This window comes from Novipirellula aureliae (assembly GCF_007860185.1).
GTDB lineage: Bacteria > Planctomycetota > Planctomycetia > Pirellulales > Pirellulaceae > Novipirellula_A > Novipirellula_A aureliae.
The window spans coordinates 234,249-257,993 of the sequence record NZ_SJPY01000009.1 but is presented as its reverse complement, the minus strand read 5'-3'; the positions used below and the strand labels follow the sequence as shown (position 1 = coordinate 257,993).

Annotated in this window: 20 protein-coding genes; 10 read left to right on the top strand and 10 right to left on the bottom strand. The window is 52.9% G+C overall.

From position 1 onward, the window contains the following. Nucleotides 1-12 precede the first annotated feature (12 nt). The 3 genes from Q31b_RS24695 to Q31b_RS24685 form a co-directional block, all read right to left on the bottom strand. Complete coding sequence (locus Q31b_RS24695; protein ID WP_146602317.1) at nt 13-1,170, bottom strand: hypothetical protein; 1,158 nt, start codon at nt 1,168-1,170, stop codon at nt 13-15. A gap of 110 nt (nt 1,171-1,280) precedes the next feature. After that, nucleotides 1,281-2,402: a glutamine-hydrolyzing carbamoyl-phosphate synthase small subunit gene (gene carA / locus Q31b_RS24690; protein ID WP_146602316.1), complete on the bottom strand. Its 1,122-nt coding sequence runs from the start codon at nt 2,400-2,402 to the stop codon at nt 1,281-1,283. Nucleotides 2,403-2,592: 190 nt separating this feature from the next. Next, nucleotides 2,593-3,138: a tRNA (cytidine(34)-2'-O)-methyltransferase gene (locus Q31b_RS24685; protein WP_146602315.1), complete on the bottom strand. Its 546-nt coding sequence runs from the start codon at nt 3,136-3,138 to the stop codon at nt 2,593-2,595. Between Q31b_RS24685 and Q31b_RS24680 the strand changes: the two genes are divergently transcribed. Then, nucleotides 3,137-3,847: a hypothetical protein gene (locus Q31b_RS24680; protein ID WP_146602314.1), complete on the top strand. Its 711-nt coding sequence runs from the start codon at nt 3,137-3,139 to the stop codon at nt 3,845-3,847. The two genes, Q31b_RS24685 and Q31b_RS24680, sit on opposite strands and share 2 nt — an antisense overlap. A gap of 13 nt (nt 3,848-3,860) precedes the next feature. Beyond that, entirely contained in the window at nt 3,861-5,312 is a 1,452-nt protein-coding gene (locus tag Q31b_RS24675) for an HD domain-containing protein (protein WP_146602313.1), read from the top strand. A 125-nt stretch (nt 5,313-5,437) separates the two neighbouring features. Here Q31b_RS24675 and Q31b_RS24670 read toward each other — a convergent pair whose 3' ends face one another. From Q31b_RS24670 to Q31b_RS24655, 4 genes are all read right to left on the bottom strand, one after another. Continuing rightward, nucleotides 5,438-6,982 (bottom strand): sulfatase family protein, encoded by a 1,545-nt coding sequence (locus Q31b_RS24670; protein ID WP_146602312.1) that lies wholly within the window; start codon nt 6,980-6,982, stop codon nt 5,438-5,440. Between the two features lie 91 nt (nt 6,983-7,073). Next, nucleotides 7,074-8,774, bottom strand: coding sequence for a hypothetical protein (locus Q31b_RS24665; protein ID WP_146602311.1), 1,701 nt, complete (start codon nt 8,772-8,774; stop codon nt 7,074-7,076). Next, nucleotides 8,767-9,717 carry an ABC transporter ATP-binding protein gene (locus Q31b_RS24660; protein ID WP_146602310.1) on the bottom strand — a complete coding sequence of 317 codons (951 nt, stop codon included), beginning with the start codon at nt 9,715-9,717 and terminating at the stop codon, nt 8,767-8,769. Before Q31b_RS24660 ends, Q31b_RS24665 begins: the two co-directional genes overlap by 8 nt. Continuing rightward, entirely contained in the window at nt 9,714-10,106 is a 393-nt protein-coding gene (locus tag Q31b_RS24655) for a GntR family transcriptional regulator (protein WP_146602309.1), read from the bottom strand. Before Q31b_RS24655 ends, Q31b_RS24660 begins: the two co-directional genes overlap by 4 nt. Nucleotides 10,107-10,478: 372 nt before the next feature. Here Q31b_RS24655 and Q31b_RS24650 point away from each other — a divergent pair, with 372 nt between their 5' ends. The 5 genes from Q31b_RS24650 to Q31b_RS24630 all read left to right on the top strand — a co-directional run bounded on the left by Q31b_RS24650 (nt 10,479) and on the right by Q31b_RS24630 (nt 17,362). Next, nucleotides 10,479-11,309, top strand: coding sequence for a serine/threonine protein kinase (locus Q31b_RS24650; protein ID WP_231617831.1), 831 nt, complete (start codon nt 10,479-10,481; stop codon nt 11,307-11,309). A 393-nt stretch (nt 11,310-11,702) separates the two neighbouring features. Beyond that, complete coding sequence (lpxD, locus tag Q31b_RS24645; protein ID WP_146602308.1) at nt 11,703-12,770, top strand: UDP-3-O-(3-hydroxymyristoyl)glucosamine N-acyltransferase; 1,068 nt, start codon at nt 11,703-11,705, stop codon at nt 12,768-12,770. 15 nt (nt 12,771-12,785) lie between these two features. Beyond that, the gene (locus Q31b_RS24640; protein WP_231617830.1) at nt 12,786-13,676 is read left to right on the top strand and encodes an LpxI family protein; all 891 of its coding nucleotides are present in this window, start codon (nt 12,786-12,788) and stop codon (nt 13,674-13,676) included. A gap of 70 nt (nt 13,677-13,746) precedes the next feature. Then, nucleotides 13,747-14,727, top strand: a complete 981-nt coding sequence (locus Q31b_RS24635) for a phosphotransferase (RefSeq protein WP_197172277.1) — start codon at nt 13,747-13,749, stop codon at nt 14,725-14,727. A gap of 100 nt (nt 14,728-14,827) precedes the next feature. Next, the gene (locus Q31b_RS24630; protein ID WP_231617829.1) at nt 14,828-17,362 is read left to right on the top strand and encodes a protein-disulfide reductase DsbD family protein; all 2,535 of its coding nucleotides are present in this window, start codon (nt 14,828-14,830) and stop codon (nt 17,360-17,362) included. A gap of 288 nt (nt 17,363-17,650) precedes the next feature. Here the strand turns inward: Q31b_RS24630 and Q31b_RS24625 are convergent, their stop codons facing one another. Beyond that, on the bottom strand, nt 17,651-18,202 hold the full coding sequence (locus tag Q31b_RS24625; protein ID WP_146602305.1) for a cob(I)yrinic acid a,c-diamide adenosyltransferase: 552 nt from the start codon (nt 18,200-18,202) through the stop codon (nt 17,651-17,653). A 67-nt stretch (nt 18,203-18,269) separates the two neighbouring features. Here Q31b_RS24625 and Q31b_RS24620 point away from each other — a divergent pair, with 67 nt between their 5' ends. Then, nucleotides 18,270-18,707: a bis(5'-nucleosyl)-tetraphosphatase gene (locus tag Q31b_RS24620; protein ID WP_146602304.1), complete on the top strand. Its 438-nt coding sequence runs from the start codon at nt 18,270-18,272 to the stop codon at nt 18,705-18,707. A gap of 232 nt (nt 18,708-18,939) precedes the next feature. On the opposite strand, the gene Q31b_RS24615 is transcribed toward Q31b_RS24620, so the two are convergent. Beyond that, nucleotides 18,940-20,583: a Na/Pi cotransporter family protein gene (locus Q31b_RS24615; protein WP_261343884.1), complete on the bottom strand. Its 1,644-nt coding sequence runs from the start codon at nt 20,581-20,583 to the stop codon at nt 18,940-18,942. Between the two features lie 137 nt (nt 20,584-20,720). Here Q31b_RS24615 and Q31b_RS24610 point away from each other — a divergent pair, with 137 nt between their 5' ends. Then, complete coding sequence (locus Q31b_RS24610; protein ID WP_146602302.1) at nt 20,721-21,026, top strand: hypothetical protein; 306 nt, start codon at nt 20,721-20,723, stop codon at nt 21,024-21,026. A gap of 607 nt (nt 21,027-21,633) precedes the next feature. Continuing rightward, on the top strand, nt 21,634-22,788 hold the full coding sequence (locus tag Q31b_RS24605) for a hypothetical protein (protein ID WP_146602301.1): 1,155 nt from the start codon (nt 21,634-21,636) through the stop codon (nt 22,786-22,788). Between the two features lie 17 nt (nt 22,789-22,805). Here Q31b_RS24605 and Q31b_RS24600 read toward each other — a convergent pair whose 3' ends face one another. After that, nucleotides 22,806-23,726 (bottom strand): NAD(P)-dependent oxidoreductase, encoded by a 921-nt coding sequence (locus Q31b_RS24600; RefSeq protein ID WP_146602300.1) that lies wholly within the window; start codon nt 23,724-23,726, stop codon nt 22,806-22,808. Between the last annotated feature and the right edge of the window lie 19 nt (nt 23,727-23,745).

Sequence of the window (23,745 nt, the reverse complement as noted above, 5' to 3'; positions counted from 1 at the left end):
TGTTGTTTCGCTCTACTCATACAATCGCTGTAGCCCTTCGGCGACAAGTTTCGGCTCGAAATCCGGAACCTGCTCGTTGATCGACTCCAAAACTCTGATCGATCTCTGCCGATGTTCGGGGGTAGCATTTTTTGAAATTGCTTCAAAAGCAGCTTTTGCAGCGATCGTCGTGGGCGATTTTTCGGACATCGAAAAGGTACTTAGTCGGTGTGCTAATAATAGCGGAATCTCGTCAAATAGATAACGGTGTGTCTTGGCGTTCAAACGTACCACCAAACGCTGTGGTGTTGCCTCGACCACGATCACGCGAACTCCGAAATCGATTTCAAAATCGCTTCCAGCTTTCAGGGTTTCGATTCCGCGGCGAATGCCGTCACGGTAATGATTTGCCAAATCAGAAATCTGATAGAGCGACTCGGCAATACGTAGTTGGTGATCCGTTCCAGGCATCTCGACACAAGTTTTCGCCAATGAACTCATCTGCTGCCAATCGGCATTTCGTATCGATGCGGACGTCCGACCAATCGCGATCTCCATTGCCGCAATCATATCAGGCGTCAAAGTGCTTTGATGTGCTTCGGTTGGCATCATCGGGTTCTCTAGGACGGACTCTTCCTCCTTAGCACTCCCGGGAGGCAGCATCGGGACATCCGGTTGCTCCACCACGATTGGTTCCGAAGCAAGCTCGGAAGGAAAAGGCTGATTCCCAGCATCCGTTACGACATCACTCGTGATGTCCGGCTCCGATTTCGACGGCGAATGGAAGACGGGATCGAATTCAGGCGACAAAGTCCGGCTCTCGTTCGAGTCATCCCGTTTTGAGGCGGCAGGGATTGCACTTGCAACCGGCGATGATCGGTACAGAAACATCCACGCCAAGCTGCAGAGAATGGTGACGAAGGCTACCGCCACTCCGGCGAAAATAAAAATACCAACCGGTGATCGACGGCGTCTCGATACAGTTCTACGTCCTGGCCCTTTCGGTCGAGCTTGAACCGGCGAACATGGCTTAGCAAATGAGGTGGGCGGTTCGATCGCGTCCGCAGCCGTGTTGGCGGATTGTTCCGCTACGGGCATCTCCGAGGTCAGCATTGCCAGCGGATTCGATTTTGGCAGATACGCTTTTAACGGATCGTCGGCGAAGGACTCGACGGTAGGATTTTCGCTCATATCGAATTTCGGAGAAAGAACTGCGTCAATGGACCAAGCACCACGAAACAAATTGTAGCCGAAATCGACAGATCTTTTGCCAAGCCTAAAAATCAAGCGGCGACAAAGCCCTAGCTCAATTGTGCTTGAAAACGCTCGAACAAATAATGGCTGTCATGCGGACCCGAAGCGGCTTCGGGGTGATACTGAACACCAAACGCCGTATGCTCGCGATGCCGAATTCCTGCGACCGTGTCGTCATTCAAGTTTCGGTGAGTCACTTCCAAACAATCGGGCAGCGATTCTTCATCGACAGCAAAACCATGATTCTGCGTCGTGATTTCCACTTTGCTTGTCGTGGTATCCATGATCGGATGATTCACACCACGATGGCCAAATTTCAACTTAAAAGTCTTGCCGCCGCAGGCAAGCGCCAACAATTGATGGCCTAAACAGATACCAAAAACCGGAACCTTGCCGATCAAATCCCTGATCGTCTGATGAGCGTAATCGAGTGGTTCAGGATCGCCGGGGCCGTTGGACAGGAAGACCCCATTTGGTTCCAATTTCCGGATTTCGTCCGCCGCTGTATCCCCAGGAACGATTGTTACACGATTCCCACGCGATGCAAAATGCCTCGGGATATTCCATTTCATACCGAAATCCATACACACGATATGTTTGCCCGTGTCGGCACCTTTTGCGTCGCCAATTTGATGAGCGGTCCAATCGTCGAGTTGGCCCTCCCAGGCGCAAACCTCCTTCGCCATCACCTCGCGAACCAAGTCGCGCCCCACAAGTCCGGCTGAGCTCTTCGCCTTGGCGATCAAGCTTTGGTCATCGAGATCCTCGGTTGATAAAATCCCACGCATTGCACCGTGAATACGAATACGGCGAACGAGTGCGCGGGTGTCGATACCGGCCAAACCGATCAAATTGTGCGTTTTCAGATAATCCTGTAGCCCCCCGTCAGCCCGATAATTGCTAAAAATTCGGCTTTCTTCGCGGACGATAAAGCCGCTAAGCGAAGGAGATTCGTGCTCGACATCAAGCGAATTGACGCCGTAATTGCCGATTTCCGGATAGGTCATCGTCACGATTTGGCCGTGATAGCTGGGGTCCGTCAAAATTTCTTGGTAGCCTGTCATCGCGGTGTTGAAGACGACTTCACCCGCCAATTCGCCGGACGCTCCGATTGCGTATCCTTCGTATACGGTGCCGTCCTCGAGAGCAAGTTTCGCAGTTTGTGGCATAGGTCAAAAAAAGGGTTGAAAGGTCGAGTTGGGTCGTTCGAGTCGCATTGTAGAGAAAAACCACCATTCTGGCGAGGCACTCTTCAGTGGGGAATTTTTGCAAAATGCAAAATGGACATTGCCGATTGCAAAATAAATCACAAAGCTTTTCAAAGACAATTCTCTATTTGCAATTCTCTATTTGCAATGTTCATTGTTCCATTTGCATTCTCATTTGCCGTTGATGCTCGTACAGGACGATTGCTGCGGTATTGCCCAAGTTCAAACTTCGCACTTCAGGACGCATCGGAATTCTCAATGATTGCGGGTTGTCGCAATCGAGGATCGAATCGGGAAGTCCAGACGACTCGCTGCCAAAAACGAACACATCCTCTCGCTCGAACGAGGCATCCCAAATCGATTGTTTTGCAAACCGCGAAAAGTAAAAAAAACGTCTCGGTTTTAGTTTGTGTGTTAGATCGTCCCAATTAATCGCATCTTCGAGCATTAAATGTTGCCAATAATCTAGTCCGGCGCGGCGAAGTCGTTTATCGTCAAGCCTGAAAGCGGCTGGGCGAACGATCCAAAGCTTTGCACCAACCGCAACACAAGTGCGTCCAATGTTCCCAGTGTTTTGAGCGATCTCCGGCTGGTATAACACCACATGTGCCGTCGGATCATTCGCTATACTTTGGCCGTCCGAACGACTCCGTTCCCCTTTTTCTCGCTGTACCCGATCCTGTTGTTTCTCAGTCATGCCGATTCAAGTTACCTGTCCAAAGTGTTTTAAGCGGTTCCAAGTCAGCGACAAATTCGCTGGTAAGAAGGGCCCCTGCCCCAGTTGTAAGAACACCATAACGGTACCCGACAAAGACGAGCAGGTCGTCATTCACGAGCAGCCTGACGACTCACCGAAGGATCGCAGCGGTCAAAGCGTTCTCAAACCAATTAAACGAACCGAAACCAAGGTGACTCGCAAGGGGCTGATTGCGACAATCTCGGCAATCGTGGGCGTTTTCGCCATCGCACTCTTCTTTCGGCTTTCGGGGGGTGAAGCGGGTACGCCGCTGTGGGCTCAAATCCTTGGCATCATCCTCCTCGCTCCCCCTCTCGTTTGGGCTGGCTATTCCTTCACCTACGACCAAGAACTTGAACCCTACCGCGGTGCCGAGCTTCGCAACCGCGTGCTGCTGGCATCCGTGCTGTTAGCCCTCGTCTGGATTGTCTATGCCTTCGTCCCCGCCTACCTGCTCGATCTCGAGCATGCCGCCGAAATGTCGTACACGACGTTTGGTATTTTCTTTTGCATCATGCTGGGGATCGGTTCGGTCATCGCCGTGGCGACGTTCGAGTTGGAAGTTTTTGGTGGCGTCCTGCTGGCAGGCCTTTACCTTTTATCGGTCGTGTTATTAGCGATCGTCAGCGGCGTGACCTTAGCCGGAATGCCAATCCCTATCAGCCCTTAGGATTCGAGCGAAGATGATCCCTGAACTCAAACAGCTTCATCAAGCATCCTCCTTGATCCGCATTCCGCCTGCGGACGGAGTTCCTTTGTCCAATCGTGTCCGCCGGATTATTGACTCAGCGCCGATGCGTCGACTTGCATCGATCAGCCAACTCGGCATGGTTTCGCTCGTCTACCCCGGAGCGACCCATAGTCGGTTCGAACATTCACTTGGCGTCTATCTCAACGCCCTACGTGTGCTCGCCCGCTTCGCCGATGACGCGGTCGCCCGCCCAATGATCACGCCCGCTATGGCGGATGCGTTTGTGTTGGCGGCACTGTTGCATGACGTCGGACATTGGCCGTTTTGTCACCCGATCGAAGATATGCAACTGAGAGGACTCGACAAACATGAATCGCGAGTCATCGAGTGGATCAAGAACTCCGAGCTAATCGATTGTATTGACCAGGATTGGGACTGTGATGTCGCACTGATCGACGAGCTACTCGGTTCCGCCCGTGGTGACCGAGAAACGCCGACCGATCAACTACCAATGGCTGAGTCGTCCCGCGCAGTACGTTTCCTCCGAAGTTGTCTCAGCGGCCCAGTCGACATCGACAAGATCGACTACTTACAACGCGACAGCCTTCATGCGGGTGTACCCTATGGCCGCAACTTTGACGTTGGACGACTGGTCCATTCGATGACGATTCATCCCGACCGGCAAACGTTGTCGATCGGCGAAAAAGGTCGCACCGCTGCAGAGATGATGGTCTTTGCCCGTTACGTCATGTTCAGCGAAGTCTATTGGCATCCGACTGTCCGCTCGGCAACCGCGATGCTGCAACGAGCCGTCTTTTCGCTTTGGACCCGATCGAGTTCCGATCGTCCCAACTTGCAAGATTCTTTTAAGCTAACCGATAGTCAATGGACCGAGTGGCTTTCGAGAGAATACAGCAAAGCCTTTCCAACATCAGCATTGGTCGATGGCATTTTTGGTCCCGTTCGTAAACTTTACAAACGAGTGGCCGAGTTTGATGCGATGACGGATTCGAGTCTCCCTAACAACATCGGCGATAACGAAACCACTGCTTCGTCTGATCGAGGGAGGATCCATCGCAAGATCGCCAGAAAACCCTATTGGTGGTTGGTTCGGTGTGGCGAAATTTTAGCCGACCAACTTAGCGAACGTTGCGGGCAATCGATCGCGCCGACCGATATTTTGATCGATGCGCCGCCCGTCAAACTCGAAGTCGACATCAACGTCGATGTGATTCGCCGAAAGGGCACAGCCATGCAACTCGCGGACGTCTCCCCAGTCGCACGCGCATTGGCTCAGCAACAATTTGACAATCAAGTCAAACGAGTGCGTTTGTTCGTCCATCCCGCACTCCGCGACATGCTCCACAAGACGATGCCTGAACGAAGCGATTGGTCCGATCAGTTGCTCCAAGCAGTCGCCGCAACCGACAAGGAAATTGTCTGACGGGTCGCCCTTAAAGCCTTTTGATTTTGCTATGGCTGGGGCTTCCAGCCACCATTGAAAAGAGCACTGCCGCTGGAAGCGACAGCCACGAAACACGCAGCCTACGGCATTCTGCAAAAAAAACTCTAGGGTCGAACCGGGGCGCTGCGGCCACTTGAAATCGATTCCTGCAGCAACGACCGCAACCCTTCCGCAATCTCGGGGTGGGATGCCGCCAGGTTCTTGGTCTCACCTGGATCCGACTGCAAGTCAAACAATTGTCCCTCGGCATCAGGGGCAGTATCTGGCAATGCGTACTCGATCAGCTGTGGGTGGGTGGCGTAGTTGTTTCCGCCTGAACCTTTATGGGCCAGGTACTTCCAACGGCCACGACGAATGGCGAGGTATTTTTTTCCACCAAACCCCTGTTGCAACAGATAAGGCCGAATGGGCTTGTCTCGCTCTGATTCAAGCAACGCAGGCAAGATAGAAAAGCTGTCTTCGGCGGAATCATTTGGCAACACCGTATCGTTGATCTCAGCAACCGTTGCCATCACATCGGTCAGTGACGTTAACTCACTTGAAGTCGCCCCAGCAGCGACTTGCCCAGGCCATCGAACGATAAACGGCACGCGGTGGCCGCCTTCCCAGTTATCGCGTTTGACGCCTCGCCACGGTCTCGCCCCGTCGTGACCGTAGTCATGACGCATGTGATAAACCGTCGGTACTTCGGGGCCATTGTCACTGGTAAAAATCACGATCGTGTTGTCAGCAATCGAGAGTGACTGCAGCGTTTCCATCAATTCGCCAACGACATAATCGAGTTCAAAAATGAAGTCGCCGTGCGGTCCCGAATCGGTCTTCCCCTTGAACGCGTCCGCTGGAAAGGATGGTAGGTGCACCCCCTGGGCGGAGTGGAATAGAAAGAACGGTTGGTCAGGCTTCGTTGAAACATGCTGTTTCAGGAACGCCTTGCTCTTTTCCAAGAACACCAAATCGACTTCCTCCAAATCAAAATCGGGCGCAACGAAGCCAGGGCGGTTGTCGACCGCATAGGGGTGTTGGGGCAAGTCTGATTTATCGAGCCGCCCGGTTGGCGGATTCGGTATCCGTTTGCCGTCGATGTAAGCGTACAGCCAATCGGTGGTAGGACAACACGCGGTACCGAAAAACAGATCGAACCCGCAATCGATCGGTCCGCCATCAATATCGCGTGAGTAATCAATTCGCTCGACTCCGGTAGGGCCACCATCATGAATCGGCTGGCCTTCCGCATCATAAAACGTCAACCCGATGTGCCACTTGCCAAAACAGGCTGTGGCATAACCTTGATCTCGCAACATCTGCGGCAGAGTCAACTGCCCAGGCTCGATGAGTGAAGGGCCGCCCGCACCGGAGAATACGCGTCCACCGAGGGGAGTGCGAAACGCCATCTGACCGGTCATCAAACTGTACCTTGTCGGCGTGCACACCGTGCAGGGACTGTGGGCGTCGGTGAAACGCATTCCTTGCGACGCTAGCTTATTTAGGTTGGGCGTCGGAATCCGCGATTGCTCGTTATAGCACTGGAGATCACCATAGCCGAGATCATCGGCTAAAATGACGACGATATTCGGCGGCGTGTCAGCCCGAACAGCCGGAAACGCAGAGCAACAAAAAAACAATACGGCAAGCGGTAGTAGTCGATTCATCTGAAAACTCATGTTCCAAGAACGATTTTGCTCCAACGCGAAGCGTTCGGATTTACCAAACAGCATAGCTGAGACGCAACCATCCGCAAGCTCAGGCGGTCCGATGACGGTTCGTCGCGACTGCAAGCGGCAGAATGAGGATGCGACTGAGCGGGATGATCACTGCCACGAATCCGCAGCACATCCAAAAGTGATACCGAGAGTCGGGGCACAAAAAGAACAGGATCGACGCCAGTACGACAACAAGCAATAACCACACCAGCGTCACCTGACCTAGCTGCGACCAATTGAGAATTTCTTTTTGCCGCATCGCCATCACTGCAGCACAGACGGCCAGCATCTTTCCCCCCAAGAGCATGCTGACCACGATCGGCCAATACTCCCAGAACCACTGGGTTGTCAATTCAACAACTTCAACGTCGAGATGTGAAAGAAACCACCATAGAAGAGCAAATTGGGTGGTGAAGAAAAGAATGGTATAGCCGATAATCGCTGTCATCATGATCCAACTACGCCCCGCCATCGCGATCCAAAGATGGCCTGCGACAAAGCCGATGGCCAATAGACTCCACGACAATTGAACTGCAATGGTCGCCCGCAGACCAACGGTCAGCGGAGTCCCAGCGATGGTATCGGATCCAGTCAACTGACGCGCCCACTGGAACCACTCGTGTCGGTTTTCAGGCCAGAGCATCGTGATCGCAAAAACGAGGATTGAACTGAGAGTGAACAATGATGCAAGCGTCACGACGGAAAACAGCCGTGTCCAAGCCAACGTCGATGCGGCGATTGGGCTAGCGGCTAGATACGGCGGCAATGTCGGCAGACTTTCCGCTGACAACGGTTCCATCATTTTCATCATCGACAATATCGACGCGAAGAGCATGAAACAAACACTCAGTCCGCTCGTTCCAACAACGCTGTGTGTCCCCGGTGTCAATAGCAGGAGAAGGGAACTTGGCAACGCGATAAACAAAATCGCCTTAATCCGATAGCCACGCGACCGCTGCCAATCATGCCAAACCATCGCACGACTAACGCTTGCGTGTTGGTGAACCGGACAGACAACGTCACTCTGCCCAATAACTCGCTTCCATGTCTTTTCAGCGCGGCCCTCTGGATCAATGCTGATAATCCCCGACACGTGACACCTAGCCAGTCGGATCGACCGATGCGCAAACACGACACCAAGAACGAAGACGACCAAACATACGATCGCAATGCCGAATTCAGCAAGAAACGGAAGCCGCGCCTCACCACCGCCACTGATCAACGCGACCGCCAAATACAGAACCAACCCCGCCGACCCCAGCACCCACATGCGACGCCATGCCGATCGGTACGGACGCCAAACGATTGCGGTCATCCAAACGCTTGCAGCGGAGAAACTTAAAATGGGTGCCACCAACCACATTCGAGTTCCCGAGTGAGTAAGAACCGCTGAAAAGGTCAACCAAACAATACTAATCCATGCTGTTTTCACTGCGATTGGAACCAGGGTTAACCTCCAGTTCGAAATCGGCATCCGCAACAAGAAATGATCGTAACCGCTTTTTGCCGTTTCGAGAGCTTTCCAATCAACGACTCCCAACGCGAAAACTCCCCAAAGAATCGCGGGCAGAAAACAGATCGTTAACGCAAATCCGGCAACTCGACTCGTGGTCGGACCCGTGAACCTCTCGGGCATCAGAAAAAAGTACAAGACAGCAACAAAAATCACGGATAAAAACAATCGGATCCGCGATTGATGCTTGGCCGCGATGTAACCGAGAAGTGCATCGTTGCTAAACATTGGACCGCCCCTTTTCGCCGTTGTCCGTCATTTCGTTGCGACTGGACGCCTCCTGACCGGCTCGGGCTGCAAACCAACGATCGAGCGTGATCGCACGCTTGGAGATTAGCTTGACGGATGCCGGTAATTGTAGACCGGCCGTGCTTAGATTCCGGCGGTCAACGACACCCGTCCATTCGTTCTCGCTTCCTTGCCAACCGAACACTCCATCGACACTCGGCTTTGAGCCATCTTCGACTTGGCAAACGATTTCTTCGTAGCGTTCTTGCAGTTCATCATTCGTTGTGGTTTCAATGATCTTGCCCGTGCTCATTAAGGCAACGGTATCGCAAACACGATCGACTTCCTCGAGCAAATGGCTCGAGAACAAAACGGTGCGCCCATCATCGCTGACCGTGCGAATGATCGCTTCAAGAATATCACGGCGAGCGAGCGGATCAAGCCCGCTGCTCGGTTCGTCCAAAATCAACAATTCCGGCCGGTGGGCAATCGCCACCAAGAGACCCGCACGCGCCCGAAGTCCCTTCGACAAGGAGCTTAGGCGGTCGTTTCTCGATAGTCCAAACGAATCAAGTAGCTTCACCGCATAATCGTCATCCCAATCGCGGTAGACAGCTCGACTGAAGTCGATCAACTCGCCCACTCGCATCCACTGTGGAAGCGAATCCTCTTCGGTCAAGTAACCGATTCTGGCAAGGACGTCGACACAGTTGCCAACCGGGTCCTTGCCAAGCACGCGAACGGAGCCCACTTGAGCCGTGAGGGAACCGATCAAATGCCGAATCAGCGTCGTCTTCCCCGCACCATTGAGCCCGACCAATCCGAAGATTGAGCCGACCGGAATACTCAGGTCGACACCGTCCAAGGCGACATTTCCTCGAAACGATCGACTCAGGTTTTGAACTTCGACCGCTACATGGTCGAGTGCGTTGATTGGCGTCACGATTGGTTTTCCGAACGAGAGAGTTTGGCATCTTGCTTTCGCAACTGGACGATCAGTTCATCAAGATCCAGGCCGAGTTGGCGAGACAGAATAAGCAGTTTGTCGAGATGGGGAGCAATCAGTCGTCGTCGCTGGGCCATCGTCTGTTGCGAAACAGCTTCGGAAACGAAGGTGCCGGTGGTTCGTCGTTTCTCGACCAAGCCCTCGTGTTCGAGTTCGCGATAAGCACGAGCGACGGTGTTGGGATTCACACAAAGAGTCTCTGCCAACCCACGAATGGTGGGCAGCTCGTCGCCAGCGTTCAGGACGCCCGATACTATACGAAAGCGAATTTGGTCCACGATCTGCTGATAGATCGGCGTCGAATCGCTCGAAATGTGAATCTGCATCTTTACCTCGTTGTATCACTACAGTAATACAACACTACAATAGATTGATCAAGTGTCTTTCCCCTTTTTTAGAGGCTTTTCAGAAGAATTAGTGAGTAGATTCAGCAATCCCAAGAACCGAAGGGTAGTTTTTTCAGGAACCGCAGGGCAAACAGTATGCTTCGGTGCATCGGCAATCTGACGTTCAAAAATAGCCCTCGTTGCTCCTCAGCAGAGCTAGGCCGGAGGAGGAGCGTCCCCATGATGTCACGCTAGGTAGTTTTGGCGGTTTCTAATGGTTGAGACCGAGTGGTTTGATAGGGACGGATTGGTTGGTCGATATCCTGCACTAGCAGGCATCGCATCGCTCCACTCATCTCAGGAATACCTCAAGTGCCAGAAGTATCTTCTCAAAGCAAAGCAACAAGAAGCGACGTTGGCTCCATTCTGGGAATTTGGCGATTGGGAGAACCGGTCCACACCAGCACATCGGCAATGCATTGTCTCGCTCAGCCCGCCGATGCGAATGGCAATCCTCGTTGGGATTACGTTCTGCGCCGCCCGATTGGCTCGAATCCAATCGAAGGGCTACGCCAAATTCGGCATTTCAACGCCTGTGCCGCAGGCATCCACCATCCAAATTTGATCGCCGTATTGGACGCCTCCGACAGTGTGACACATCCATATTTGGTGATGCCTTTGCTAGAGGGCAAAACGATGCAGCGGTGTTGGGAAGAGGGACCGCCGAAACCTTTGCCCGTCGGCCTTTGGCTTGTGCGGCAAGTCGCACAAGCACTCGAGGCGCTGCATGCAGGCGGCTGGGTTCACGGAGACGTGAAACCGGCAAACGTGATCGTTGGTCCGACGGGGCACGCAACATTGATTGATCTTGGCTTTGCCGACCGAGTCCACTCGCCACCGAATCGTCTGTTTCGCGGCACCCCCGATTACGCGGCACCGGAAAACATATCTGGCGAATCGCTCACGCTACCTGCTTCCGACATTTTCTCTCTTGGCCGGATACTTTGGCAGTGGATGACGAGGGTCGAAGTGGTTAGTGAATGTCAACTGTCGCCTGTCGCAGAATTGGTTGAAGCGATGGTCAGCGAAACGCCCTCTGAACGACCGACGGCAAGTCAAATTTGCCGAGATTTACTAAGGCTTGAAATCGAATCATTAGGCTGCCACATCGAGCCGAAACAGCGACTGCGGCGAGCAGCCTAAAAAGAGGTAGTGGATCTTGTTAAAGATCCAAATTTCCGGGGATCTTTAGCAAGATCCACGACCGCCACTCCCAATCGGCCTGCCGGCCTTTGCCCGCCAAGACCGCCTTTGCCCGGCAAGACCAACCGGGCTGTCGATCTAATCGGTTTGACTCGACTTATTGTTTAACGACAAGCCATAGGCGACCGCTTACGGAAAAGCTGACGCCTTCGGCTAAGCGTTAAACGATTAAATCGACAGCCCGCAACGCGAGCGGCACATTTTGAGAGCAAATGTTTCGGAATCGATCTTGCTCTCAATCTCATCAGAGCGATATACCTGAACCAGCAGGTTTCAACAGCATGACGAAATCAATAAAATTTATAGTGTTTGGCGCGTTGCAAGGATGACGGAATGAATGTAAGGCTTCACAGCATCGTAACGATGGTGGACGGTGAACTTATCAACGGCGAATCGGTGGGCAACCCGGATTCGCTCTGCAGCGGGGCGTTTCCGCTTGGTGACGAATCGGACGGCCAAATTACGATGCTTGACGATCCTCGGCGAGCCCAACAATTGGCTCATTCCGATGCGGTCGCCGTCGTGACTTCGGTTCGGCTCGAATCGATCCCGATGGCTCAAATCGTTGTTGCCAATACACATGAAGCCTTTTCAAAAATCGTCTCCCATTTTAGGCCACCGCTCTCATGCGAATTACCTAGCATTGGAGTGGATTTGGAAGCGAATGTGGCCAAGTCGGCTCACGTGCATCCCTCGGCAATCGTCGGGCGTGGTGTGACGATTGGTGAGCGGACTCGGATTATGCCAGGCGTCGTGATCATGCCTGGATGTGTGATCGGATGCGACTGCGTTCTCTACCCAAACGTGACACTCTATCAACACACGCAAATCGGTGACCGATGCGTCCTGCACGCGGGCGTCATCCTCGGAGCAAACGGGTTCGGCTATCGTCAAGAAAATGGCCGGCACATTCCGACCGCTCAATTGGGTTTTGTGCAAATCGACTCCGACGTCGAATTGGGGGCTGGCGTGATGGTTGACCGCGCCACCTACGGAAGAACTCGCATTGGCGAAGGCACGAAGATCGACAACCAAGTGATGATTGGTCACAATTGTCGAATTGGGCGCCACAATTTGTTGTGCAGCCAAGTTGGCATCGCAGGCAGCTGCACGACCGGCGACTACGTCGTTTTGGCTGGCCAGGTTGGCCTGAAAGATCATGTCAATCTTGGTGATCGCACGATCATCGGTGCACAAGCAGGTGTGATGAACGACTGCGCGGGCGACCAAGTCTATCTTGGATCTCCAGCAACGCCGCAGCGAGAGCAGATGCAAATCATGGCTGTCGAGCGAAAATTGCCCGAACTACGGCGCGAACTCAAAACGTTACGTCGCGATGTCGACCAAATCGTCAAACAGAATCCTAAGTCGGCCGCAGCGACCAAGACAAAGGCTGCCTAAATGTCGGGAATGCCATTGGAACGAACTGATAACGCACCCATCGGACTCATCGCCGGTTGGGGGAGCTTTCCGATCGAAGTGGCCCGCGAAGTCACTCGCCAAGGTGGTCGTGTTTGCTGTATCGCAATCAAAGGGCATGCTTGCGAATCACTCGAAGCGATTTGCGATCGTGTGGCCTGGTCAGGCGTCGGCAAAGTGGGAGGGCATATCCGTTACTTTCGACGTCATGGAGTGAAACAGGTGACGATGGCGGGCAAGCTGTTTAAGTCCGATCTCCTGTTTAGCGGTTCACTTTGGCTAAAGCATCTACCCGATATCCAGTGTCTACGAACGTTTGGGCCATTGCTATTTGGTCGCAGTCGTGACGCTCGCGATGACCGCTTGCTGTTGGCGGTCACCGATACGTACAACCAGCGTGGGTTGCAAGTTTGTGCCCCGACCGATTTTGCACCGGAGTTACTTGTGAAGCATGGCTTACTTGTTGGACGTCGCCTCAGTTCTAGCCAACAAAAAGACGTTCAAATGGGATGGCATGTCGCCCGACAAATGGGCGGCATGGATATCGGGCAATCGATTACGATCAAAGATGGTGCGGTGATTGCCGTCGAAGCGATCGAGGGCACCGATGCTTGTATCGAACGATCTGGGCAGTTGTGCAAACGTGGCGGTTGGACCCTGGTGAAAGTCAGTAAACCGGACCAAGACATGCGTTTTGATGTGCCGACGATCGGAGCGCAAACGGTCCAAAAAGTGAAACAAGCCGGTGGATCAACGATCGTAATCGAAGCAGATAAGACGATTCTAGTCGACCGCGATAAGACGATTGAAGAAGCCAAACGTGCCGGGATCACGATCGTCGCCATGAGAGAATCCGATTTTCAATCGGTCGCGAGCGATGCAGCGTAGCGTGCCGGCTGAAATTCTAAAAAGTTGGTTTGGGCCAACTGCAAATTCGATCGTTTCGTCGATCGAAACGATGCCCCCCGGTTTCAGCGGCGCAGATGTCTTCCGTGTCACGGACTCCATTGGAAAGACGTTTGCTCTAAAACGCTACAGCGTTGGAACCACCATCGACCGGATCAACTCGATTCACCGCTTTCTGTCCGCAGTCTACCACAACGACTGTCAATTGGTTCCTCGCGTTTGCCCCGTGCTCAACGCGAATGACACAGTGGTTTGGGATGGGCTTCGGGGCTGGGAATTGGTGACCTGGGTTTCGGGCTCGCCAATCAAAATGACCACCAACCACCGAGTGCTACTCGATGGATTATCGAAAGGCGCTGCGGCGATTGCAAACGTTCATCGTGCGTCACACTCGCTTGGGATTCATCAGCAACCTGCTGCTGCCGTTGGCGTTCGGCTAAAACGAGCCGACGAGATTTCGAAGCTTCTCGATCAATTGATTTGCGAGGGGCGAGCAAACGTCTTTTCGGATAGCTTGTCCGCAAAAATCGATTCAGAACTGACCCAAAGTCTGCTCACCGCCATCGATTTTCTGGCCAAACGATGGCAAAGCATCACGAAATCGATCTCGGAATCACTTCGGCCCTTTGCGAATATGCGGTTATCGAACCAGCACGTCATACGCGACGTGCATCGAGAACACATTTTTTTTGACCACGACGGGATTTCTGGCGTCAGCGGAATCATCGATTTCGATGCGATTCGGGTCGATTCGCCAGCAACCGACCTGTCCCGCTGGACAACGAGCTTTGTATCAAGTGGAATCCAGTTATCGGAACTGTGGAATTCTGCGTTTGCGGGTTACCGGCAAGAATGGGGCCTCGGCGAACACGAAGAATCGCTGGCCCGCCATTTGACACTGGCGTCTGCATGGATCAGCCTCGCAAACTGGGTAATTTGGGTCGCGTTACAGCGCCGTTCGTTTCCCGTTGAGCCCAATCGAGTGGCAGCCCGAATAAATGAATGTCTAAAAACAGTCGAATTCCTTGAATAAAACTCGGCTGCCGGGTGGTCCTCTCGTTCCAAAGACCATTTCAACGTATAAGATAAAGTTTGGCTTCTACCTCTCCACCATCACGACGCAACCGTAAAATATGCAACCGTCACTGAAAAGAACTCGGCATCCGAGCAGCTGTCTTACACACCCCTGCGCAACTCTGTTGGCGGTAGCGGTCGCCTTCATGGTTTCGGCATTGGCTCCTTCAAGTGTTCAAGGGCAATTCGGCGACGACCCGTCGGAGGTGTTTTCGGACTTTTCACTTGGTGGTTTCGGAGGAGCAGCGAATGAAAACACGAAGTGGAAAGCCGCGTACTTCGTCGATTCAAATGGCCAAGGAAAGCTTCAAGTCGAAGCGAAGGTTCCCGAGGGTTGGCACATTTACTCGGTGACGCAACCCGAGGGCGGTCCGTTACCCACACGTTTGACGATCCAATCGCCTGAGTCCGCGAGATTGGTTGGCGATTTTTCGCCGGATAAACCGGCAAAGACGAGCGTATCCGACATTTTTGTCGGCGTCACAATCGAAGAACACTCGGGCACCGTCGTTTGGTCGGCACCGATCCGTGCTGCGAAAGGTTTCCATGATTCGATCGTGGTAGCTGTCGATGCTCAAATCTGCAAAGACGATGGCGCTTGCATTCCGATCGAGGAAACCGTGACCGCTAATTTTGTCAAATTGGCAAGCGATTCCGTCACCGGTGCGAATGCAAAGCCAGCTCCTCCCTTTCGTGATTCGGATTATCCGGTTGAATGGTCGGCGGAGCTGATTCCTGCGAACCCCAATCCAGGAGATCTGGCCTATTTGGTATTCAACGCCAAGCCGAATGCCACCTACCACGTCTACCAAGCAGCGGTGAACGACGCAGACTTTTCCACCAATTTTGTCTTCACCGAAAAATCGGGTTTACAGCTAGGGAAGCCGATTGCCAGCACGCAGCCGGTCTCTAGCGATTTGATGCCGGAGGTGTTCTATCACAAAGGGGACGCGAAATGGACGATTCCGGTCCAAATTCCTGGATCGGCCGCAGCGGGCGAATACGTTTTAAAAGGTGGAATCGCTTACACGGCATGTACCGACACCAGTTGTCTGCAGCCTAAAGCATTGGAGTTTATGACGACGTTCACGGTCGGAAGTGGATCGGGTAGCGCCCCACTCTCAGCGGTGGTCGAAATGAAGGTTGGCGAGCGATCCGACGTACTCGATGCTGCCGCGGTGACAAAATGGGTCGACGAGATCGGGGAGGTCGATACAAAACGAGGCGAATCAAGTGGTCCATCCGCGGAGGATGCTGGTACGGATGATTCAGTGAATACCGCAGGGTCAAAAGCAGTAACCCCCATCGTTCTTGACAGCGGCAAATCGTCGCCGAAGAGATCGTTTGCCTTCGTTTTGCTGTTGTCCTTTCTGGGCGGAGTGATATTGAATTTCATGCCGTGCGTTCTGCCAGTCGTTGGCTTGAAGGTGATGAGTTTCGTTCAGCAGGCGGGTGCCGACCGTCGCCGCGCGTTCCTATTGAACTTTTTCTATGCTGCCGGCATTCTGGCTGTGTTTGGAGTGTTAACGTTTCTGCTCGTGATCTTGTCGTTTTCCTGGGGCGAACAGTTCACGTACTTTCCCTTCCGTTTAGGTTTGACGTTGCTGATGTTCGCGATGGCACTAAGCTATCTCGGAGTTTGGGAGATCCCGGTTCCCGGCATGATGGCTGGAAAGAAGAGCCAGGAGCTACAGCAGCGTGAAGGGTTGTCCGGCGCATTCTTCAAGGGAGCCTTCGCAACAGTCCTATCGACACCTTGTAGCGGGCCGTTATTGGGAGTCATCTTCGGCTTAACGATTTCGTTGTCGCCCTTACAAAACATGATGGTCATGATGACGATCGGTCTGGGGATGGCGATTCCCTACGTGATGATCGGGATTTGGCCTGTTTTGGTAGCCTGGTTACCCAAACCGGGTGATTGGATGGAGACGCTAAAGGAATTTTTGGCGTTTCTGTTTTTGGCAACCGTCGCTTTCTTTTTCAGCATTTTTGACGACGCTGACAAATTGCCGCTGTTTGTAACGTTGATTGCGGTTTGGTTCGGCTGTTGGATCATCGGTAAAGTCCCCAATTGGGCTGACCTAGAGAAACGTTTGATCGCATGGGCAGGAGGTATATCGATCGCCACGGTGATCGGTTTCATGGCCTTTAGCTATCTCGGGGAGACCCCGCCCGCAGAAGAATCGGGGGTCGAGTCGATTGCCTGGGTCGATTACGACGAGGAACTGCTCGAGAAATACCAAGCGGAAGGGCGAACCGTGATCATCGATTTCACCGCCAAATGGTGTGTCAACTGCATCGTCAATTACAAGGTTGCTCTCAATACCGAAGCGACACGCGTCATGATCGAAGAACTCGATGCCGTTCCAATGCTTGCCGATTGGACGAACCGCAATGATGAGATCAAACAGAAGCTGGAGGAACTCGAAAGCCGTTCGATTCCGGTACTAGCGATCTATCCCGGTTCACGGCCGAACCAGCCAATCATTTTGCGAGATTTGGTCAGCCAATCTGCAGTCTTGGAGGCATTGGAAGCCGCAGGCCCTAGTATCGGAGTCCCCCCTGATGCGACTGCCGCGATCGTGGGCATGTAAAGTCGAGTGGCGTTCATTCTATTGCCACCTAACCACTCTGCGTCGCAATGTCATGCCTCTGCATTTTTCGCTCCGCTCTGCGAGCGGGCGGAGCGCGTCTTTGGTCTAGCCCGGATGATTCATGGGCTTGCAAATTGTTTTGCTAACGTCTACGCCTTCAAGCGTTTACGTTCATTGCTCGAAAAACAGTCTGCGTATTATCCGGGCTAGAGCTTGAAAGGATGGACCGGGCCAATCCGTCCACGCGATCAATAGCGGTGAGCTGAGCGGCAGCGCGGCAGCGCCGGATTAAGTCGGCCGCTGCCAAGGCACTTCGTCAACCCCCGCCTCCTGGTTTGCAACTCGCGAAAGCACGAACAGCAGATCGCTCAGACGGTTTAAGTAAATCGTTAACGACTCACTCATCTGAACATCGTCATGGCTCGCTAGGGTCACGACTCGCCGTTCCGCACGTCGGCACACGGATCGAGCTAAATGCAATTGGACAGACGCCAGTGCTCCCGCAGGCAAGATAAACGTTTTGAGTGGCGTGAGGGACTGCTCGTGTTCGTCAATCCACTGCTCAAGTCTAGCAATATGGGCATTATCGATAATCCTCATATCATGTCGGTCAGCGTCGGGCGTCGCCAGTTCGGCTCCGATCGAGAACAACTCGTTTTGAATCTGTTGCAACTGCCCATCGATCGCCTTGGAAACTCCTGAAGCTCGAACGACACCTAAACACGCGTTTAGTTCATCAACGGTTCCGTAGGATTCGATTCGATCGTCATCTTTGGGAACCCTTGGTCCGCCGAACAAGCCGGTGCTGCCCGAATCGCCACTACGCGTATAAATTTTCATTTTGGTAACTATTCAAATATTAGAAAACGCACATTGGAATGAAGGTGCGAGGGAAAAGAGAAAGTACATGATGATTCAATCTGATGGAACCGTCCGCGCCGCAGGTATTCTGCTGATGCTAAGAGCTCCCCAGCAACAATTTTTGCTGCTGCGTCATTCCGATCGTTGGGACTTACCCAAGGGACATTGCGAACCGGGAGAATCGTTTTTGGAAACCGCGCTTCGCGAGACGGAAGAGGAGACGGGGATCGGTACAAATGAGATTGCGATTGATCAATCGTTCCAGTACGAAATTAGCTATCCGGTGACATACCAAAGCAGGGGCGGTCAAACATTCCTGAAAACGGTTCGATATTTCTTGGGATACTTGGCATCGAAGCCAGCGTTGACGTTGACCGAGCATCAATCATCGCAGTGGTTTGATTGGAACCCGCCGCATCGGATCCAGAGTCAAACCATCGACCCCCTGCTAGAGGCGGTCGCTCGCCATCATGGCGAGAATTGAGCGGAAGCAAGCTCCCATCCTTTTGTTTGGGAACCGGTGGTGCGCCCTTCCGCGTGGGACGTCGAATGTACCAAACAGAAAGTGACGTTTTACCGCGAAACTCGGCAACCGTTTCGGCAACAGTCAAAAAGGGGGCCGAGAGCCAAAAGTCTTGGCGACTATCGCAGCGGTCGAAGCCGCGATGTCGCCTGGTTTCCAAATCGTGACAGCCTGGAAGCGATAGGCAGCGATGTTACTTTTCACCAGAGATTGCTTCCGAGACATTTCGTGTATGATCACGAACGCGAGCGAACGCGTTGAGCGATGCCAAATAGGCAACACTGACCAATGGAGGAATATTTCCATTGGAGAGATCCTCGAGGTGCTTCCGACGAAGCGATTTGATCTGAATACGAACCCGCTTCGACGCTGCGTCGGTCATCACCAGAACGTTTTCGTTGCCGGTACGCAGTGCTTCATTGACTTCGGAGAGATAGGCTTTGACAAATCGATTGAGTTCCACGAGGTCCGCCCGCTGGGACTCGGTAAACCGAAAGCCATCACGACGGAGTTTGCGATCGAATTTGTCGAGATCATAGACATAGTCGCTAATCGATTCAAACTCGTCGGTCATGCGAAGTTGTCGTCTCGCTTCATCCGCAACGGTGTGAGGGATATTCCCTGACAACAGGTTGGTGACGTAGACGGCGATCTCGTCCTGAATCGCATCGAGAATCTGCTCACGTCGTTTCAGCTTATCGGCGAGTTCTTTATCAGGCTTGTCTTGCTGGACCAACGTCGCCAACCAATCGATCATTTTCTCGCATCCGTCCGCCATCCGCTGGATCTCTTTTCCCGATTGCTCAATAGCCAACAGAGGGGTATCGAGCATGCGAATATCCAAGTCGGTCAAGTGGGGTTTTTCTTTAAAATCTTTCGCTGGAACCAACCAGGTCAAGAACCGCACAAAGATCGGAACGAACGCCAGGAATGCTAAGGAGTTAACGATGTTAAACAAGCTGTGCGTCGTCGCGATCGCCGCGGTGATCTTGGGGAAAGTCTCCACCCCATTGACCATGACCGAGGTTTGCACATTGCCCCCCATCAACCATTGGACAAGCTGGATGTACCAGGAGAAAACAGCCGTGATCCAAATGACGCCGATCATATTGAAAATGACGTGAAAATAGGCGGCCCGCCGCGCGTTGGTCGTCGCACCTAGAGATGCCAATAACGCCGTAATGGTCGTGCCAATATTCTCGCCTAAAACCAACGCGGCGGCGGTTTCGTAGCTGATGACTCCCTGAGTCGCCAACGAGATCGTAATCCCCAACGTTGCCGATGATGATTGGACCATTGTCGTGATGACGCAACCAACCATCGCACATTTTAGAACCCCAAAATAGGTGTCCGCTTGAAACGCATGGAACCAAGCCTCGAATTGAGGCAGTTGTTTGATGATCGCACAGGCGTTCTTCATCAACTCAAGCCCAAAAAAAACCATCCCGACGCCCATCACGGTCATTGCCAAATATCGCCATCGGTCCCCACGTGAAAACAAGTAGACAAATGCGGATGCCCCCAAAATAGGTAGCCCATACTTGCCGACCTCTAGCACTAAAATCCATCCCGTAATCGTGGTCCCAACATTGGCACCCATGATGACGCCAATCGCTTGGGCTAAATTCATCACCCCGCTATTGACGAACCCAACGACCATCACCGTCGTGATCGAACTCGATTGAACCAGACAGGTAACGACAATCCCAACAATCATCGCTAGAATGCGGTTAGAGGTCACCGCAGCGATCAGGCGACGCAGGCTGCTGCCGGCGACCGCTTGCATACCCTCGGACATGTTTTTCATGCCGAGCAGGAACATACCTAAACCGCCCACAAGGCCGAAAATAAGCTCGGTAACAACAGAGAAATCCAATTTGGCAACCTGCAGAAATTGATCATTAAGATTTGATTAAGTTTTTGTAGCTATCAATGTACCGGTGAAGTCAGTGGGAACAACCATAGGAATGCGGAATGAGTAACTGGAAGACAGGCGATTGGGTGATTTATCGCAAGCAAAAAAACAGTAAATCGCCTGGCCAACGAGCGTCAAACGTCCACCCCGCATCCAAGGGTGATTTGTACCACTATGTCGTGGACAAGTATTGGATCGTGGAAAAGGTACTTGATAACGGCGACATCCAACTCGGTACCCGACGTGGAAAAACCCATCAAGTAAATCCCAAGGATTCTCTCCTGCGGCACGCGAGTTGGTGGCAACGTCTGCTCTACCGTCGGCGCTATCACGCCATTTTGTCGGCAAAGCAAAGCGGTGACTAAACATCCCAATACCGTAGCGAAAGTCGCCAAGACATTCGGCCATGTCTTTCGGCCAATAGGAGCGTTTATCGAGGAGCCCCGAACGGTGTGGATATGGACTGGATCCAGTGATTTAACCAATCCACGGGCCATCCTATTCCCATAATGACTGGACTCCCGCCATCTTTTGTGACAGATCCGGACTCGTCCGGAAGGGCGTGGACTTAAGAAAAACGGAGTGAATTTCGCAGAGGGTGTTTTTCCCGCTTCCGTTCGGCTTGTATCAGTCATGCCGATCATTCAACAAAAAAATCGTCGATTCCCCCGCTCTTGCTAGCTTGGACTACAGACGCCCCCCCCCGAATTTCGATATTGATATCAAATAGAATGCCGCTTCGTTAGCCGATCGACAGAGGCGTTTGGAAGGAGCTTTTGCAAGGAAACCATTGGAAAAGACCCATTTTCCTTGCATTCGTTAAAAAACGTCGTACGTTTTCGCAGTGACTTTAATCACAGTGACGTTAATTCGTACGACGCGTACGCGACCAACGAACCCACCTTCCAAGCACCACTTTAACGCTCGCTTTGTTTGCCAACTCAGCGACTCGACACAGGAAGCCTACCCAAGATGCCTCAACGAACGAAAAAAACGGTATCCGCCATCGCTGCGGTACTCCTTTCTGTACTCGGACAAAACGCGATCGCTCGATCAACTCACGCCCTACCCGCTGACAATCATGTCTCGGTGACGAGCAGCGGCAGCGTCCAATTGCACCTCGATTTGCCAATTGGTCAAAACCGCGACGTCTTAGCGGGAGCGAACGTTACCTTGGTCGATCGCAACGGGGTGGCCAAAAAATACACGGCGGACGCTGATGGCGTCGTCGAATTGACCGACATCGCTGCTGGCCCCTACGCCGTAGTCGCCTCTAGCGGGAATGTGTACGCGTCGACCATTCTTTCCGTTCACGATACCGATGCTCCGCAACAAGCCCCAAGCATGATGCGAATGCCAATGGCAGTTGTCAATACAAAGAAATTGGCTCCTTGGATGGAGACCTTTGTCGGCCAATTGTCGAAGAAGCAAGCCGCACAACTCGGCCAAGTGATGACGGAGATTGAACCCGAAGCGTCCCAGTTTGGTTATCGGGTGAAACTTCGCGAAGGCGGCATCCTCGAGGGACAATTGGTTTCCATTTTAAGTGATGATCACTCTAATATTTCACTTGCCGATACCGAAGTCATCTTGATGCAAAACGGCATTGCGGTAGGCAAGTCGTATACCAACGAGTTCGGAGAGTTCCACTTCAAAGGTGTTCGCACAGGGGTCCATGGAATCGTAGCAGCCGGATCGGCGGGTTACGCAACCTTCGCATTCGAAGTCGTTGAAGAATCTGGACTCGCTAGCGAAAGTGCTCTCGGTCACAAATTTGTCTCCTACGCCAGTGCTGATTTGACGACGACTTTGCCAGTCACCCTTGTACCACCTAGCATGATCCCAGGCGTTGTTGACCCATTTGGTTCCATCAGTCCTGACGCAGGTCTCTTTCAGACTCCTGCCCCCACTTTGACATCGACAGGTTTTTCAAGCGGCGGAATGGGCGGTGCCAGTTTTGGCGGTGGCGGCGTCGTTAATGGCGGTGCCGGTGGTGGCTTTGGCGGTAGCGGTGGCGGTGGCATAGGACTGTTGGGGGCCGCGGCTGCGGGAATAGCGATCCCACTCGCTGTCGATGGCGACGATGATAACGACGCAGGACCCGTCGCATCACCTTCGGGTACCTAGCCTTTTGACGACTTCCGCTACGGCGACTCAGTGTTTGGCCAATCGACCGCGGAAAGTTCTGCCAACGCAAGCACAAGTGCTTGCGTTCCTTTTTTGTGCATCCCTTTCGCCTTGACCGATTGATACAATTGGTCGGCGAGTGCCAAACCGGGCATCGACAATCCCATGCGGCGACTTTCGCTTAAGACGATTCCCATATCTTTGATGAAATGCTCGACGTAGAACCCAGGTTCAAAGTCGCCCGCGATCATTCGCGGCCCCAGATTCGATAGCGACCAACTACCGGCTGCACCCGAGCCGACCGATGCTAACACGGTCTCTAAATCGAGGCCCGCACGGGTCGCATAAATCAATGCTTCGCAGACGCCGACCATCCCCGACGCTATTAGCGTCTGGTTAACCATTTTAGTATGTTGGCCTGCGCCAGCACCGCCTTGATGGACAATCGTTTTCCCCATCTGCTCGAAACATGGCTTGACGGTTTCAAAGGTCTCTTTCGCACCGCCAACCATGATCGAAAGGGTTTGGTTTCTCGCTCCGCTGTCACCGCCAGAAACCGGTGCATCGAGCGTCGAAACGCCAAGCTGCTGAGCCTTGTTATAGATTTCGATCGCCAGGGATGGTTCGCTCGTCGTCATGTCGACAAGAATGGCTTTTTCCTTCGCCCCCGCCAACATGCCACTATTCTTGCACAGATAGATTTTGCGGACATCTTCGGGGTAGCTGACGATGGTAAAAACCACATCCGATTCCTCCGCAACCTGTCTCGGCGAATCGACCCAGCGAGCACCGCTGCGGACCAGCGACTCCGCTTTCGATCGTGTACGATTGTAAACGGTGACCGAGAAACCCGATTGCAGCAAATGACCGCACATCGATTTCCCCATCACCCCCGTGCCGATCCAACCAATCCGTGTTTTGTTAGGTTCAATATTCATGCCACGATTCTAACAAAAT